This is a genomic window from Prevotella aff. ruminicola Tc2-24 (assembly GCF_900110895.1).
GTDB lineage: Bacteria > Bacteroidota > Bacteroidia > Bacteroidales > Bacteroidaceae > Prevotella.
The window spans coordinates 405213-421237 of sequence record NZ_FOIQ01000001.1 but is presented as its reverse complement, the minus strand read 5'-3'; the positions used below and the strand labels follow the sequence as shown (position 1 = coordinate 421237).

The following is a 16025-nucleotide window of genomic DNA, read 5'->3' as shown; positions in this document are numbered from 1 at the left end:
ATGGCTCAATTAAGTTCTATTATCAGCTCTGTCCTTCGGGATATGGTCTATGCGCAACATCAGGCAAACATGTACGCCGTGTCTCTCGAGGATCTGTACCGTAAGGATGAACGACTTGAAAACTTTGCCTTGCCTTCTGTGGCGATGGGCGAGATCGAGTTCTCTCTCCAGTATGGTGTGACGGATGCTGCCGTCAATGTCGAGCAGTATGAGATCAACTATCCTGTCATGCGTGGCATGATGAAGGACGTGTCAAACTCGTGTGCCGACTTGTTGCTAAGTAGTGCTATGCCTGTCTTCTATGATGCTCTTCCACCCAATAACGCTGAGGTGGACCTCGTGATGGGCTCATTAGGTGACGACATGAAGAAAAGGCGTGATTTTAGTGCTTTTTTGAGCCGTAAGATGATGAGGTCTCTACAAAAGGAGTCAACGGCCATCATCAATGACGACGGAACGTTGAACCAGTCAACCATATTGAAGGTTATCCTCGATGTAGGCAACAGGTATCTGCTGAACCAGGAGGATATCAAGGAGATCCTTGACCAACATGGTCATGATGACTTCAAGGAAAAGGCTTTGGCTTCGATGAAGACGGCCGTGGAGAACGGGTTGCCCGCCTTGCTGAAGGATGTCAATGTGATGCGAAAGCGGATGGTACCGTCGGTGGATGTGTGCGTATCGTCGGAGGAACTGTCGAAACTACCGGAAGAGGCTATCCACACCTTACGTTTCAAGGTGTCGCCGAACAATATCAATCTTTATATGAATGAGGAGTAATTTTTGTGCGTATGAAAACGGTTGTCAAAAATGCAAGTAGGCAGATCATGGAACTGAAAGACTTGATCTCAGGTCCTTTGGTCGCAACGATTGATGCGGATAGCATTTCTGCCAGAAGGTATCTCAGTTATTTCTATGAACTGGCTTTTGACTCCTATAACCACGTGACAGGCGAGGTCGGCAATCTGAGGATGCTGGAGTTCACTTATTCCGTACAGGAGGGGAGGGTTACGCAACAGAAAAAAGCTTCCATCCCGCTGATGACTCTGGTGCCGTTGCCTTTGCTTCAGGTCAAGGAGGCTGACTTCGATTTCGATATCCAGATTATCGATGCAGTGGATCCTGACGATCATTCCACGTTCTCTCTGAGGGACAGGGGGGACAACGCCGCACCGAAGCAGGAGGGGGTGAAGCTCAGGGTGTCCATGGCTGCGTCGCGTATAGAAGGGGATGCTGAGAGTAAGGCCAGACAGGGACTGGCTGCGAATATGAAGGTGAAAGTGAAGATGCGGCAGGCCGATATGCCTGGCGGACTGTCTAACCTGCTGAATCTGGCAACCAACAATCTACAGGTGGCGGATGTGGTTGAGAAGAAAGAGGAGCCCCAGAAAAACGATAATTAAACAATATAGTCAATGGAAACAAAGATAACAACAAGTCCTCAGGCACAGCAACGTGTACCGGGCTTCGCATGCCCGCGTTGTGGTCAGTTCATGCCTGTTCCTATCCATCATCTTCTGTATCAAAGGAGCTTGTCTTGCCCGTGGTGTCACCAAAGGTTGGATATCGACCGACAGGCGTCTGCAAAAGCGCTTTCTATACTGGCCAAGGTCGAGGAGGCACAGCAGAGGGTCAATAACGCCGGTTCTATCTAACCGTTAGTGAGGAAGATGTCGTTGATTCGTACATGGGGAAACTGGATGAGGTCGGTGTTCTGTCTGTTGTTTCGACGGGGATCTGGAAGACGCGAAAATGATCTCTATGTCGAAACATTAACAGAATACCTTCTCCAGCGTTCCCCTCTGCGGCCCCTGAGCCTGTCGAAGGGTATACCGCAGGGGCACGGCCTTGTGCTTCGACCTGCCCTTCGACAAGCTCAGGGACCGCTCAGCACCCGCAACGCCCCTGGTCATCGCCGCTGGAAAGGGACGGTGTCATCTTTGACGGAGGCCTATACCTTTCTCCTGAACCTCCCTGGCGTTTGTCTTTCACGTGTCGAGTGTTATATGATAGCCGACCGTCTGCTCTATCAGGTCCAGATCAATCGCCAGATGGAAATCATTATGCGGGAACATACGAAAGGCTTTGACAGGTGGGTCTGTCTGACGCTTCTTGAAAGCAAGAAACCAAGACTGCAGATCAGGTTGCGTTTATGCGAGGTGGAGACTCACGAGTTGGTCAGTTATTAGCATGATGAGCTCTTTTTAACACGTTTCCTCGAGCCAATCAGCACGAACGCTTCTTCAACATTATAACGGTATTCCCTGCCAATGTTGAGTTCAACACCATTGTCCATTCTTATCATGTTACCGGCAAATAAGGTGACATGCTCAATGTTGATGGCATAGGAGCGATGGATACGTACAAACAGAAGAGGGTTCAGGTCCTCTAACACTTCGCACATAGGGATAGATACAATCTTCTTTCCGTTGTTCGGGGAAAGATGTATGTAACAATAGCTTTGTTGAGCCTCCAAGTAAATAATATCATGAATGCTGACTCGTTTGTAGCCCCATTCACTCAAAATAAAGACGTGTTCGCTGAATATTCGCTCAACCTCATGGACAGATTTCTTCTCCTCCTCCATACATACGAGATATAGTTGATTATTTTATTAACTGGATTGTGTTGGCATCTCTAAGTATCGTAAGATATCTTGTTATGTTTACCTAAGTTACAAATTTCGACAAAAAATCTGATATCTGCAAGAATCTTTATCTTTTTTTTTGCCTGCCATCTCCCTGAGCTTGTAGTCCCTGAGCAATCCCCCTCCATACATTTTTATTCGTTTATTTGGTGGGATAGAAGAAAATGATTATCTTTGCCCACGATGTTCGAGAAAGAGATTGAACAATACGAAAGCATCCGACAGGAGTATCAGAGGAAAATCTCAAAGAGGATGAGTCAGAAACAGTGGATGGAATACAACGAGATTCTGTTCTCTGCTCATTCTTGTGCCATTGAGGGAAACTCGTTTACGGTCGATGATACGAGGATCCTCAGGGAACAGGGTATGGCGATGGTGCCAGTGGGGCGCTCGCTTCTGGAGTGTACGGAGATGGCGGATCAATTCCGGGCGTTCGACTATATGGTGACTCACTTGGATCATGCCTTCGATGAGATGTTGCTAAAGGAGATCAATCGTCTGGTGACGGAGCACACCTTAAGCTATCGTGTGCCTGATGCTGTTGCAGGAGCTTATACAACAGAGGATATGGCTGCTGGAGATACGGTCTTCGGCAATCATGAGGAACTGATCGCTCGGGTGCCGAAACTGATGGCGTCAACATGTCGGGCACTTGATGATGGACAGCATCCGATGGTCGTGGCTGCCAAATGGCATGGGTATTATGAATATCTGCATCCTTTCCGCGATGGTAACGGCCGGACGGGAAGACTGTTGTCGAACTTTATTCTTCTGAAGACTGGTCATCCTCTTTTGATTATCAGGATTGAAGATCGCGCAGCTTATATCTCGGCCTTGAAACAGATACGTACCGAGGGTACGGATGAACATCTGGTCGCTTTCTTCTTTAAGACGGCCATCGACCGAATGACTAGTGAACTGGAGCAGAAGCGTAAGAACTCTCTGCCCACGATGTTTTTCTAGACTGCCCATACTGTCTTACACTCCTTGAGTCTGTCGCGCTCGAGCTCTGCTCGCTTGGCTCGTCCAAGAAGGGCCATTCTCTCTTGCGCCAAGAGTGGCGGCATAGTGCAGGGTTATACCCTGCAGGTTCACCAACAACCCCAACCCCTTCTTGTCCTTAAGAAGGGGCTTCGAACCACTCCCCAAACCCCTCGCCAATCGTTGGCAAGGGGCTTAACCGCTCCTCCTGTCGCTCTTACATTAAGGTAAGCTGGGACCATCACAGGTCCCGCTTGTCACTCTCGGCTGGCGCATTGATGATGGCGCAGCACCCGCAACGCCTTTACGCTTCTGTGCTTCGACAGGCGCAGCAAATATCGAAAACACTCCGCACGAGGAGGTCTTTAGAGACTGTACTATTTTCGGAGCCATATTGAGTCTTGGCTTGCTGTGCAAGACAAGCAACGAAATACGAAATGCTGTTTGAGCGAAGCGAGCCCATTGAGTGGCTACTAAAATCGGACAGACGGCCTCCGAGGCAGGACGTTTTCGCACTCTTTCTTTTGCTTCGGTTTTCTTTCTGGTGACAGAAAGAAAATGAAGGCTATTAGCACCCGCGACGCTCGGTGATCGTACTCTTGTATTAACAGGAAATGTTAAATAATGATATAAAATAGCAATATATTTGCCATAACTTATCATAAAATAAATAAAAACCTTTATATTTGCACACATAATTAAGTGTTGTGATTGTTATGGGTAAAACAACAATGGGTACAAAACTACCCCGTAAACTGGAACAGAAGATGCAGACGGTGGGCGAACAGATAAAGCTTGCACGACTGCGAAGAAATCTAAGTGTGGCACAGATCGCAGAACGTGCGACTTGCTCTCCGCTGACTGTGGCACGAATAGAGAAAGGTGCCCCGACAGTTGCTATGGGTATCTATCTCCGTGTGCTTTATGCTCTTCAACTTGATGATGATATCCTACTACTGGCACAGAAAGATGAGATGGGTCGTGCCTTGCAGGACCTCGCTCTCAAACATCGTGAACGCGCGTCGAAGAAATAGTGAACTATGCGGACGGTATATATATATGCAGATTTTAACTGGCTGAATGAGCCTTTGTTGATAGGTGAACTGGGCTACGAAACACTTCGTGGCTCAGATAGCTATTCGTTCAAGTTCGATAATGATTGGTTACGGCAATATGGTAGCATATTCCTGAGTGCCGATATCAATAATTATCCTGGTCAGCAATATACCCAGCCTGGCAAAGATATCTTTGGGTGTTTCAGTGATGCGTTGCCTGACCGTTGGGGACGTCTTCTGCTTAATCGTCGTGAGCAGATTCTTGCCGCTGAAGAGCAACGTCCAGTCCGCAATCTTTCATCCTTTGACTACCTGATGGGTATTGATGACTTCTCTCGCATGGGCGGTTTCCGTTTCAAAGAGTCGAAGGAGGGGGATTTTATTAATTGTGCCCCTTCACTACGTATTCCGCCTTTGACCGATATCCGGGCATTGGTGGCAGCAAGTATGGAGGTAGAGAAGAGTGAAGAACTGAACCAACTGCCTGAGAAGAAATGGCTTCTGCAACTGATACAACCAGGCACTTCTTTAGGTGGAGCGCGTCCGAAGGCTGGGGTGATGGATGAGCAGGGGAGACTGTGTGTGGCAAAGTTCCCGTCAAGGCATGACGATTATGATGTTTCACTATGGGAACATCTCAGTCATCTGTTAGCTAAAGATGCAGGAGTCGTTACTGCCGAAACAGCTGTGATCAAGTCTGGGGATAAATACCACGCTTTGCTCTCCAGACGTTTTGATAGAACCGAAGACGGACGTCGCCTTCACTTTGCATCAGCCATGACTCTTTTGGGGTTGACAGACGGTTGTGATGCCAAGACGGGGCATGGATATCTGGATATTGTTGACTTCATTCTCCAAAATTGTTGCGATGTGGAAGATAACCTGCGTCAGCTCTATCGTCGTGTGGCATTTAATATCGCCATAGGCAACAGCGATGACCATTTCCGTAATCATGGCTTCCTGCTCACACCTAGTGGCTGGACGCTTTCACCGGCGTACGACATGAATCCGACCTTAAACGACCATCAGGCATTGCTCATCAACTCCACAACGAATCATGCAGACTTGCAAATCTTACTTGATTCTTGTGAGGAATATATGATTGGCAAGAAAGATGCACAGAACATCATTTCTGAGGTGAAAGAGGGTGTGAAGCATTGGAGATCGATAGCCTCTCGCCTTGGGATAGCCAAACGAGAGGTGGATGTGTTTGAACAAGTGTTCCAACGCTCGGTTTAACCACCGAGCGTTTTTTATTGTTTAAAATTTTGCCGTTACAAAAATATCCACTATCTTTGTAAGCGGTTATTACTAATCATGATGCATTCGGACATCAATCATCAATGACAATGTTGACCAACCATAAATATACTAACCATTATCCTCCCCGTTAAATAATGGAATCTGTATCATTAAAATTATACAATAATGTCAAATAGAAAAGAAATACCCGATTTTGGATATAAATCTGAGGAGAAAAGACACTTTGATCAAAGAGAGTCAATTGCATTCCTTCTTGGGGCAGGATTCTCTATACCTATGGGCTATCCTAAGGGTGCTGATGTTAATAATGGCATACTTGATTTTGACAAACAACCTGTAGCCTTTTCACCCGCTGGTGTGTTGGCTACTAATACGGATGGAACTAAACCGGATTTTGGATATACAAACAATCATGAGCAGGCATTTTGTTTGTGCAAAGATCTGATAGCTGCATACAACAAAAGAGTGGTAGAGTTTGACTACGAGCAATTCATGGATGTGTTGCGCTCAAAAGACTTACACACAGAATATGCATCAGTCTTTGAAAAATATAAATCAGAAACAGACTATCCATATTTGTTGTCTGGTAGTTTGCCTGATATTTATAGCCAGATGGTGGCTCATCTGTTGAAAGATGCTGATAATAAGTCTTGGTATGAGGGTGAGCCCACTCACATAGGGCCGTATGGTACAAAGCCTAGAGCATTATATAATAACTTTCTACAATATCTCAGTAAATTGAAGGAAGAATATCTCGTCAATATACATACACTAAATCACGATTTGTTTTTAGAATCATTCAATCGGTCAGACTATATCAACGGCGATATGTCAGATGGTTTTGATGACTATGGGTCAAGATATTATGGAATACTGAATATTAAAGGTCGGGATTCCTATCGTTGTAGATTGGAAAGATATACAGGCCGATATTATGGCAAGCCTATCCGTCTATATAAACTTCATGGTAGTCTTAATTATGTGATGATACATAGAGGAACTGGATATGTGCTAGTTGATGATTGTGAGGTGAAGTTCAGATATGGAATGGGATTAATGGATTTGGAAAGAGAACGCTCAAAGAAGAATGGATATGATAATGATTTCATTTCCTCTCATGCAGACTTCTTGACAGGTGCTACCACTAAAACACCATTTTATCGTTCTAGATTTTATAAGAGGTTGTTCCGCAAGTTTAAGAACAACCTGATTAATGCGAAGGTGTTGATTGTGATAGGCTATGGCGGAAAGGATAAAGGAATAAATGACTATCTGTTGAACTATTTCGATTATCATAATAAGCCTTGCTATTTTATAGATCCAGGAATAAACCATAATACCCAACTATTGGCATTGGCTGATATAATGAAAGCTAAGAAGATTGATAAAAGTATCAGTGACTTTGATGAGCGCGAAATACACTTTCGAACATATTGTTAATGTTATGACAGCAAAAGAGCAAATACTCTGCCTGGATGTGATTCAAGGACTTAGAGATAGATTTATCTACAGAGGATGGATTACCGTTAGTGATAAGGCCGTGCATTCCGCTCTTGTTCTGGATAACAAGGTTGGGGAGTGTATGCATGATTACCAGTGGGATTTATTGCGAGGCCATGGTGCCCCTTCCGTTAACTTATGGAGCGATGGTTCATATGAATACGTAAGAAACAATGAGGATGTTGAGCCTTTTGTAATATACAGGGACAGGTACGGTACCCATCCCGCTTATGTGGAGTTGTCAGAAGAGTTTCGTCTCTTTTGTGGCATACATGAGAAATACAAGTCGGAAGATGAGCGTGAGTTTATAACGATAGACGAGAATGGTAATAAAGATGTTGTAGCAGTCATAAAAGGAATCCAAGTAAAGATGAAGGCCAAACTGCTACGCTCTTATCTTGCTGCAAGGAGGATTAACCTGTTGATCTTCATTGATATAAAGCGCTATTCGGAGAATTCGTTTTTTGAACTTGGCATCAAACCGGTTCAAAATGAGATTGTAAATGAAGAGAATCTCATCTACAATTATACTAGCCTTATAGGGAATCTTGCTGATGGAAATAAATCTGGAGGCTGGGTAATGGGGAAGTGTCTTCTCAGATATAATACAGATGATTTCGATGCTGACCAATATCCTTACTTCCATGATGAAACCTATGAAGAATTTATTATTGGATATGATAAGAATGGTGATGAGCGTTCTTATACTTGTAATGAAAGACAACTTTCAAATTATTTTATGAAACGAGACGACGCCCCCCTAGCTGTGATTCCTGTTTTCTTCAGGAAAGCGGTTCTTGACAAATATTATAAAGACCCTAGTAGATATCAGGTAACAGATGGGTGTATTTATTGTGAAGGAGTATGGGATCTGAGGGTGGACAACGACCAGCGCGACTATGCAATTGTCATTTTGGGTGATTTGGGAGGATTACCACACGAAGAGCAACTTTATTGGAAAGGATATAATATAGCCCCCCCACCTGATGCTAAGGTTAGTAATACCGCTTTTGCAAGATGGTATGTAGGACGATCCTACAATCCTGAATTTCCAGATTTGAAGTTCAAGTATCAGTTCAAAGTGTTTAACGAATCGTGGGGAAAGAAGTATGCTTGGCCATTATTCCTACCGTTGGCAGCTGATGATGAACACAGATTCAAGACGTTGCATTGTTTGACTCAGCAAAATAATCCTAGTGACTTTGAGGAACAGATACTGTCAATGACCAAAATTCTTATTGATTCTTTGAATGAAGATGAATTGGTAAAGAGTATAGATGAGACCAATAGTAATGTTCAAGCAAGGTTGAAATCGTTAAATGCATCAGACAAGAACGCTGTTAAAGGTGGGATAAGCAAGTTTGAACTTTTCCTTCTATCCGAAGAGAAGGACATACACGACTCCATTTCTTTTCTCCGTAATCTACAAGAATTACGTTCTTCAACTACTGCTCATAGAAAGAGCAGAGGTAAGAAGAAAAGTTGTGAAGATTATTTTCAGATGGGAATTAAGACGCAGCAGGAAGTACTTGAAGACATTTTTTGTAAAGGCATAGAGATGATTGCGGTGTTGAAGAAACTCGTATGGGGCAGAGAATGATGTGCGAAAATCAGATATTGACTCGTGGTGGTGTATTAATAATATAAGATAGATGAGAGAATAACAGGAAAGAAACAACAGAAAGCCGAGAAGTTCGTTGCTACGCTCATGGGGCGGTAGTCTATTAGATTGTTAGCTGTTGTTAATACAAGGTGCAGTGAATGATTATTGGATATAATCGAACAACACAAACGAAAGAATCTGTATCAACAGAATGAAAGAAAGCCTGCGAAAGGGCTGGTCCCCTTAGTGAATAAAGCCTACTAATAAAGATTTATGTTGTAGATCTTTATTAGCCCCATACCGAAACATTTGGAAAAATACTCATGGGTAATCTTTTCACCGGACTTCACGGTATCGTTGTGTAATTCAGAAATAACGTATCTGATAAAACAATCATCGGGTTTAGAAGGAAGATTAGGAATTGATTTTTTCCTTACCATTTTCCACATGGCTAGAATGTTCTTCTTGTCTGCCTCCAATCTTATTGTTTGCAATTTGTTGATTAGTCTTGAATTGGTGATGTCTAATATACTCGCATCGACATTAAGGATTGCTTCATTGCAGGAACCATCATTAATAGATGCATTTGGGAATGTTTCTTCTAGACCGTGAAAAGAGTACTTATCAAATGAACCATTTTTGTGGAATGAGAAGCAAGCTGCTACATCGCCAAGGAGCAGTGTGACTACCTTGGATTTACAATCATACTCGTAATAGATGAGTCCGCCATGATGTTTAGAATAATCCTTGCAGTATAAGACTTTGTAGCAGAACGGAAGATTGCTCATTAGTTGAGATGTATCGCTTTTGTTGTCTTTGGCTACGATGAAGGCGTTTAGTCTTTTTCTAAGGGATTTCTCTATATGGGTAGGTAACTTAAAGTTTATTCCCTCGAACACTGAGATTCGCCAAAGGATCGATGCCCAAAAGAAATAAGCTGAGGCAGGGCTAATCTTTCTGTTGTTAAACAGATGATCGTGCCAAGGTGATTCAAGATACTCACCAAGCTTCTTTTCACAATGAGGACAGAAGATATAATCTTTTGAGACGGTGTTGTCATTCATCATGGCAAGGCGCTCGTCTGTTATTGAATCGAAACTGCTGAGTAATTCCTCTTCTCTAACTGCATGGCCGATATATGGCGTAGTAATACGGTCGCCAATGGTATATAGTAATTCCTTATCCCGTTTATAACTGTTGTCAATACTGGATACCATAGCGACAAAGAAACTTGGAATTATATGGGAGTTGGTTTTATCTGCAGGTTGAGACTTGCAGATAGCGCAAGGGGTGTGATGCGTTGTCTTATTTTTCATACTGTTGTTGGTTTTTGAGGTTTAAGGAAATAATAATCTCGCCCTTCCACACATTCTGGTGGTATCTCAATTTTTGTGTTTATCTTTAAGCTTGTGGGTGTGATGCCATGTAACTTCATAGGTTGTAAGTTGACGTTAGGCATGACGTTCTTGAGTCCATTGAGGAAAAAATTCACGCGGGTTTTACTAACAAACTTGTATTTGTCGCGGGTACAAAATGGGATAATGAATAGATGCTGATGCCCTGCGATGTTCAGAATAGCCCAGCAATAAGGAATGTCCTTATGATTGTGCTTGCGCTGCATGACAACTAGATAGGGCGTATCGGTGCTGATAGGGGTACTATAATACCAGACGGGAGGTAGGCGGCGTTTGGTCGGAGGCTCGTTAATCCAGTCGATAGTACCTTTGAAATAGGGTAGGTACTTGCTGTCAATTACACTCAGTACATATTTGCAGAAGCATTTGTAGATGTTCTGAGGGATATATTTGATGCTGGAGAAACCGGAGAATAATCCCGATATGAACTTCGCGATTTCTTGCGGGTCGTGTGTGTCTGGCATATTTGGTACTTTCAGAACCAAGGTGCTTCTCCCAAGTGTTGATTGTGAGAATGGATCATTCTTTATGGAAATACCATCGCCTTGTAAAGTTGGATTGCCGTTCTTCCCCTTGATACCTTTCAAGATAAGAATGAGTTGGAATAAACGGGTAACGTCTTGCTCGATGGTCTGATTGAAGCGTGTGTTACAATCATCACATTCTTCGAGGCATACCAGGCCTTTATTACCAAGGGATTCTGAGATGGCATGGGCTTTCTGCTTGAATTTTGCTTCTGGCATAGAACGGCCACAAAAACGGCAAACACGTTTTTCTTTATCATAAACGCCAATTTTGAGGCGCTCATTACCGTTGAAAGTACGAACCTCATAATGTTTATAGAGATAAGGGAAGACTTTACCTAAATCTACAGATTTGAGAGATACACCATCCAGATTCGCAAGTTTCAATGTGTGAAGGTAGATTAGGAGACAATCATCAATGTGACCAGGGAGGAAAAGAAAATGCTGGCCAAAAGAAATTTCATTAAAGAATTGCTTTGCAGAATAAGCTCTTTCGCCAATGACATCCAGGAGATGGAACCTGTTTTTAAAATCTTCTGTAACAGTCAATACACGAGGAATTCGCGTGGCAGCAGAGTTACCAGTTAACAATTCAGCAAGGAGGCGAACTGATTTTTTGTCGTGCATTTCAATATGGAGCACTGGACTTTGCTTGTTTGCTATGATGGTAAACTGTGACATATGGATTTTTGATAAGCATTCAACCAAAGAGTGCAAATAGAGTGCCAAAGAAGGGGGGCGTGACATAATGACAGGAAGATAACATGAAATGAAAGCGGAAAAGAAATGATCGCCATGAGACAGCGACGTACGGGATGTATGCCTGGGGGACAGGTCATAGACATCAGATAAATTAAGGGTACAATTTTTAAGTTATTATCTCTTCAATTGTATGCCTAGAAAGTCGCGTAAAGTCTCTGGAACAGGTGTCTGCCATGTGATGATGTAAAAAACGTAATGCAGTAAACTAGTGACATTAACCGATGACATTAAAGAATAAGGAATACTACATTTTGATATAATTAATGCTAAATAAAGATGTAATTCTTTGCATGATTGGATGATTTGTTGTATTTTTGTGCCAAAATCGTAACTTTCTTACGAAAATCGTCTTAAAATTAAGTGAATTATGATTAGAGAGTTCTGGGCAGAGAATTATAAGTCAATCCGCGACAAGCAGATTCTGAACTTTGAATGCAAGGGGAATGATGATTCCGTCGCATCTGTTGAGATGGCAAATGGAACCAGGCTTAATAAGCTTGGGATTATCTATGGTGCCAACGCTTCTGGTAAGTCGAATATCCTGTATGCTCTTCAAAACGTGTTTGACATCTTGTTCGCTTCTCGTTCAGGAAAAGAGGATGCAGTCATTGGAGGTGGGCCTTTTGCACTGAACAGAGACCAGCCGACGAAACTGTTCGTGTCGTTCTATGCCAATCAGATTAGGTATGACTATCAGGTGGCTTATTTCCCGGATTATATATTGAAAGAAGAGCTCTATTATTATCCGAATAACACGAAGGCGCTGTTCTATGAGCGTTCATATACTTCTGCTGACACTCAGGCTGACATCCGATTTGGTAATAGTCTTAAGCTTCTGTCAAAGACTCAGGACGCAATTATTCAGAACACTCTGAATAATCACTCTGTTTTGTCAACCTTCAACAAGGTGGCTTTGGGAGATGATGCTTTAGGGATCGCTAACCTGTATAATTGGATAGCGGCTCATGTTCATGAGGTTGATGGCGATTATCCAGACACTTTCAAGAAGAGAATCGGTAACGTGACTCATGACGAGAAGAAAAAGAAGTTCTTCCTGCAGTTATTGAAAAAGGCTGATTTTAATATTGAGGATTTTAGCTATCGATATGAGGAAACTGTATTGAGTACGAAATTTAAAACGATATTTGAAGAGGTACAGTTCTTGAATGGGTCAGAGCTGGGGCTGTTCGTCTTGGGGGATGAAAGTCAGTCTAAAGGTACTAAGAGGTATCTGATGATTCTTGATTTCCTTTATGATATGGTGACTGGTGACCATGTCTATATGATGGATGAACTGGATGTGGAATTGCATTATGATCTTTTGCTCTATTTCCTGAATGTGTTCTTGTATAATTCAAATGAATCGCAGTTGATCTTTACGTCGCAGGAGATTCTCTTGCTGAAAGAGGATTTCTTAAACGAAAATCGTAATCTGGTGTGGTTTGCCGAGAAATCGTCAAAGACTGCCACTTCAAAGTTCACACGTGCCGATCAGTTCGGACTGCATAAGAATCTGTCGCTTTTCCGTTCTTATAAGATCGGAAAGTTAGGCGCATTGCCGTCATTGGGTTCATTCCTGCTGGATATAGATGATAAGGAGTGAATGATTATAATACTCATTCCACCCCAAGGCACTAACACGCCTTGGGGGGGAAGTGTTATTTGTATACTTAAAATGGGCGAATTCCTTGCAGGGTTCGTTTTTTATTTTTACCTTTGTGGCGATTTATCTTGATCAGAATCTTACAAGGAAAAAAGACGTGCATAATCATGGCAAATAAAAGAATCTACCTCTGTCTGGCTCATATGAGTGAGGCCGGACTGGAACAGAAATATATCAAAGAGGCGTTTGATACCAACTGGGTGGTGCCCCTCGGGCCGAACGTGAACGGGTTCGAGGAGGACCTGAAGGCGTTCGTGAACTCCGAAGGACAGGAGAAGGAGGTGGTGGCACTGTCGGCAGGTACGGCAGCCATACACCTGGCACTCATCGCCTGTGGGGTGGGACCTGGTGACGAGGTGATCGTGCAGAGCTTCACGTTCTGCGCCTCGTCGCATCCAGTCACGTACCTGGGTGCCACACCGGTGTTCGTCGACTCTGAGAAGGAGACGTGGAACATGGATCCGGAGCTGTTGGAGACGGCCATCAAAGACCGTATTGCGAAGACGGGTAAGAAGCCGAAGGCCATCGTGCCGGTGGCGTTGTATGGTATGCCTTATCAGGCCGACCGTATCATGGAGGTTGCCAACCGCTACGGGATCCCTGTGATCGAGGATGCCGCGGAGGGTTTCGGTTCCCGTTACCAAGGACGGGTGTTGGGTACGTTTGGTGCGTACGGTGTGCTGTCGTTCAATGGTAATAAGATGATCACGACCTCTGGCGGCGGTGCCTTGATCTGTCCCGACAAGGAGGCCTGGCAGCGGGTGATGTGGTTGGCCACGCAGGCACGTGAGAGTTATCCGTATTACCAGCATGAGACCATCGGCTATAACTACCGCATGTCGAACATCTGCGCCGGCATCGGACGTGGACAGATGACCATCGTCCAGGATCATATCGCTCATCATCAGCATGTGCAGGCCTTATACGAGGCGTTGCTGAAGGATGTGAAGGGGGTGACCGTACATGGACAGCCCGCCAACGGCGACTACGACTCGAACTACTGGCTCTGCACCATCACGCTCGATCCGGAGCTGAAGGTGAAGGGACAGGAGAACGCTTATAAGACAGTGGTGACAGGGGCCGTGGGCGGTGCTGCCGGCGTGATCCATACGGCATCGGTGGCTGTGACCGACTGTCAGCCTAACGATAATGTGGAGGCCATGCGTATGGCGCTCGACAAGGCGGGCATCGAGGCCCGACCGGTGTGGAAGCCCATGCACAAGCAACCGGTTTACAAAGAGGCACCGGCCTACGTGAACGGGGTCAGTGAGGCCATCTTCAAGGTGGGCATGTGTCTGCCGGCAGGTCCTTACGTCTCCGACGAGGATGTGCGGTACATCGTTGACAGCATCAAGGCAAGTATTGAGGGATAAGATGATGCAAGACAACCGGTTGGAGACGTTTCCGTTGGTGGATGAGAACGGGGTGGTGATCGGGTCGGCCACGCGTGGCGAGTGTCACGACGGGTCGAAACTGTTACACCCGGTGGTACATCTGCATGTGTTCAACTCCAAGGGGGAGCTGTACCTGCAGAAACGTCCGGCATGGAAGGACATACAGCCCGGGAAATGGGATACGGCCGTAGGCGGACATATCGACTATGGTGAGACGCCCGAGGAGGCACTGACGCGTGAGGTCCGTGAGGAACTGGGCATCACGGCGTTCGTACCGGAACGGTTGGGGATGTATGTCTTCGAGAGTCAGCGGGAGAAGGAACTGGTGTATGTGCACCGTACGGTGTACGACGGTCCGGTCTGTCCGTCGGAGGAGCTCGACGGTGGACGGTTCTGGTCGGTACAGGAGATCCGCGAGACCATCGGGAAAGGGGTGCTGACACCGAACTTCGAGAATGAGTTCCAGCGGTTCTTCCCGAAGACACAGCGTTATTTCATCACCCTCTGCTATGACGGCACACGCTATCACGGTTGGCAGATACAGCCGAACGGTGAGTCGGTGCAGGAGCGCTTGCAACAGGCGCTCTCGACCTTGTTGCGGGAGTCGGTGGCGGTGACGGGTGCCGGACGGACGGATGCCGGCGTACATGCCAGGATGATGGTGGCCCACTTCGACTACAGGTGCGGGGTGATCGACTGCGACCAACTGGCGTATAAGCTCAACAGACTGCTGCCTTATGATATCGCTATCCAGAAGATTGAACCGGTAGAGGATGAGATGCACGCCCGTTTCTCGGCGGTGTCTCGTACCTACCATTACTATATCCACACGGTCAAGGAGCCGTTCCTGAGGGCTTACTCCTGTGAGCTGCATTACCCGCTCGACTTCGACCGAATGAACGAGGCGGCTCAGACGCTGCTGGAATATGAGGATTTCGGGGCCTTCTGCAAGAGCGGTGCCGACGTGAAGACGACGCTCTGCCGGGTGACGGCCGCGCGGTGGCATCAGACATCGCCCGACAGCTGGTACTTCGAGATCACGGCCAACCGCTTCCTGAGGAACATGGTGAGGGCCGTGGTGGGTACGCTGGTCGATGTGGGGCGCGGGCGACTGTCGATCGAGGAGTTCCGACAGGTGATTGAGGGGCGGCGGCGCACGGAGGCCGGAGAGAGCATGCCGGGGCATGCGCTGTTCTTAGAGAAGGTTGAGTATTAAGG

General features: G+C 45.4%; 14 protein-coding genes and 1 pseudogene. 12 read left to right on the top strand and 3 right to left on the bottom strand.

Annotated features, from left to right (window positions below; translation table 11 throughout):
• The 3 genes from BMY63_RS01825 (at position 1) to BMY63_RS12150 (ending at position 2189) form a co-directional block, all read left to right on the top strand.
• Positions 1-780 carry a hypothetical protein gene (locus BMY63_RS01825; protein WP_143065691.1) on the top strand — a complete coding sequence of 260 codons (780 nt, stop codon included), beginning with the start codon at positions 1-3 and terminating at the stop codon, positions 778-780.
• A gap of 47 nt (positions 781-827) precedes the next feature.
• Positions 828-1403 (top strand): DUF2589 domain-containing protein, encoded by a 576-nt coding sequence (locus BMY63_RS01820; RefSeq protein ID WP_256218894.1) that lies wholly within the window; start codon positions 828-830, stop codon positions 1401-1403.
• Positions 1404-1670: 267 nt separating this feature from the next.
• Positions 1671-2189 carry a hypothetical protein gene (locus BMY63_RS12150; RefSeq protein WP_143065690.1) on the top strand — a complete coding sequence of 173 codons (519 nt, stop codon included), beginning with the start codon at positions 1671-1673 and terminating at the stop codon, positions 2187-2189.
• Here BMY63_RS12150 and BMY63_RS01810 read toward each other — a convergent pair.
• Positions 2186-2587, bottom strand: coding sequence for a LytR/AlgR family response regulator transcription factor (locus BMY63_RS01810; protein ID WP_091899454.1), 402 nt, complete (start codon positions 2585-2587; stop codon positions 2186-2188). The two genes, BMY63_RS12150 and BMY63_RS01810, sit on opposite strands and share 4 nt — an antisense overlap.
• A gap of 312 nt (positions 2588-2899) precedes the next feature.
• On the opposite strand from BMY63_RS01810, the gene BMY63_RS01805 reads away from it, so the two are divergent.
• The 5 genes from BMY63_RS01805 to BMY63_RS01785 all read left to right on the top strand — a co-directional run bounded on the left by BMY63_RS01805 (position 2900) and on the right by BMY63_RS01785 (position 9046).
• Positions 2900-3610: a Fic family protein gene (locus tag BMY63_RS01805; protein ID WP_371113566.1), complete on the top strand. Its 711-nt coding sequence runs from the start codon at positions 2900-2902 to the stop codon at positions 3608-3610.
• A gap of 734 nt (positions 3611-4344) precedes the next feature.
• Positions 4345-4662 carry a helix-turn-helix domain-containing protein gene (locus tag BMY63_RS01800; RefSeq protein ID WP_036909573.1) on the top strand — a complete coding sequence of 106 codons (318 nt, stop codon included), beginning with the start codon at positions 4345-4347 and terminating at the stop codon, positions 4660-4662.
• A gap of 6 nt (positions 4663-4668) precedes the next feature.
• On the top strand, positions 4669-5922 hold the full coding sequence (locus tag BMY63_RS01795) for a type II toxin-antitoxin system HipA family toxin (RefSeq protein WP_091914320.1): 1254 nt from the start codon (positions 4669-4671) through the stop codon (positions 5920-5922).
• A gap of 189 nt (positions 5923-6111) precedes the next feature.
• The gene (locus BMY63_RS01790; protein ID WP_091914318.1) at positions 6112-7386 is read left to right on the top strand and encodes a hypothetical protein; all 1275 of its coding nucleotides are present in this window, start codon (positions 6112-6114) and stop codon (positions 7384-7386) included.
• Positions 7387-7390: 4 nt separating this feature from the next.
• Positions 7391-9046, top strand: coding sequence for a hypothetical protein (locus BMY63_RS01785; RefSeq protein ID WP_091914316.1), 1656 nt, complete (start codon positions 7391-7393; stop codon positions 9044-9046).
• A 263-nt stretch (positions 9047-9309) separates the two neighbouring features.
• Here BMY63_RS01785 and BMY63_RS01780 read toward each other — a convergent pair whose 3' ends face one another.
• Together BMY63_RS01780 and BMY63_RS01775 are read right to left on the bottom strand one after the other, a co-directional pair.
• A complete protein-coding gene (locus tag BMY63_RS01780; protein WP_143065689.1) occupies positions 9310-10365 on the bottom strand; it encodes a hypothetical protein in 1056 nt (351 codons plus the stop codon).
• Entirely contained in the window at positions 10362-11669 is a 1308-nt protein-coding gene (locus BMY63_RS01775; protein WP_091914312.1) for an HNH endonuclease, read from the bottom strand. Before BMY63_RS01775 ends, BMY63_RS01780 begins: the two co-directional genes overlap by 4 nt.
• 448 nt (positions 11670-12117) lie before the next feature.
• On the opposite strand from BMY63_RS01775, the gene BMY63_RS01770 reads away from it, so the two are divergent.
• The 4 genes and pseudogenes from BMY63_RS01770 (at position 12118) to truA (ending at position 16023) form a co-directional block, all read left to right on the top strand.
• A complete protein-coding gene (locus BMY63_RS01770) occupies positions 12118-13353 on the top strand; it encodes an AAA family ATPase (RefSeq protein WP_091914311.1) in 1236 nt (411 codons plus the stop codon).
• A gap of 167 nt (positions 13354-13520) precedes the next feature.
• Entirely contained in the window at positions 13521-14786 is a 1266-nt protein-coding gene (locus tag BMY63_RS01765; protein WP_091914937.1) for a DegT/DnrJ/EryC1/StrS family aminotransferase, read from the top strand.
• A pseudogene (locus BMY63_RS12435) lies at positions 14740-15213 on the top strand (NUDIX domain-containing protein); the annotation flags it as partial. The gene BMY63_RS01765 and the pseudogene BMY63_RS12435, both read left to right, overlap by 47 nt.
• Positions 15214-15243: 30 nt before the next feature.
• Entirely contained in the window at positions 15244-16023 is a 780-nt protein-coding gene (gene truA / locus BMY63_RS12430; protein ID WP_256218927.1) for a tRNA pseudouridine(38-40) synthase TruA, read from the top strand.
• Positions 16024-16025 lie beyond the last annotated feature (2 nt).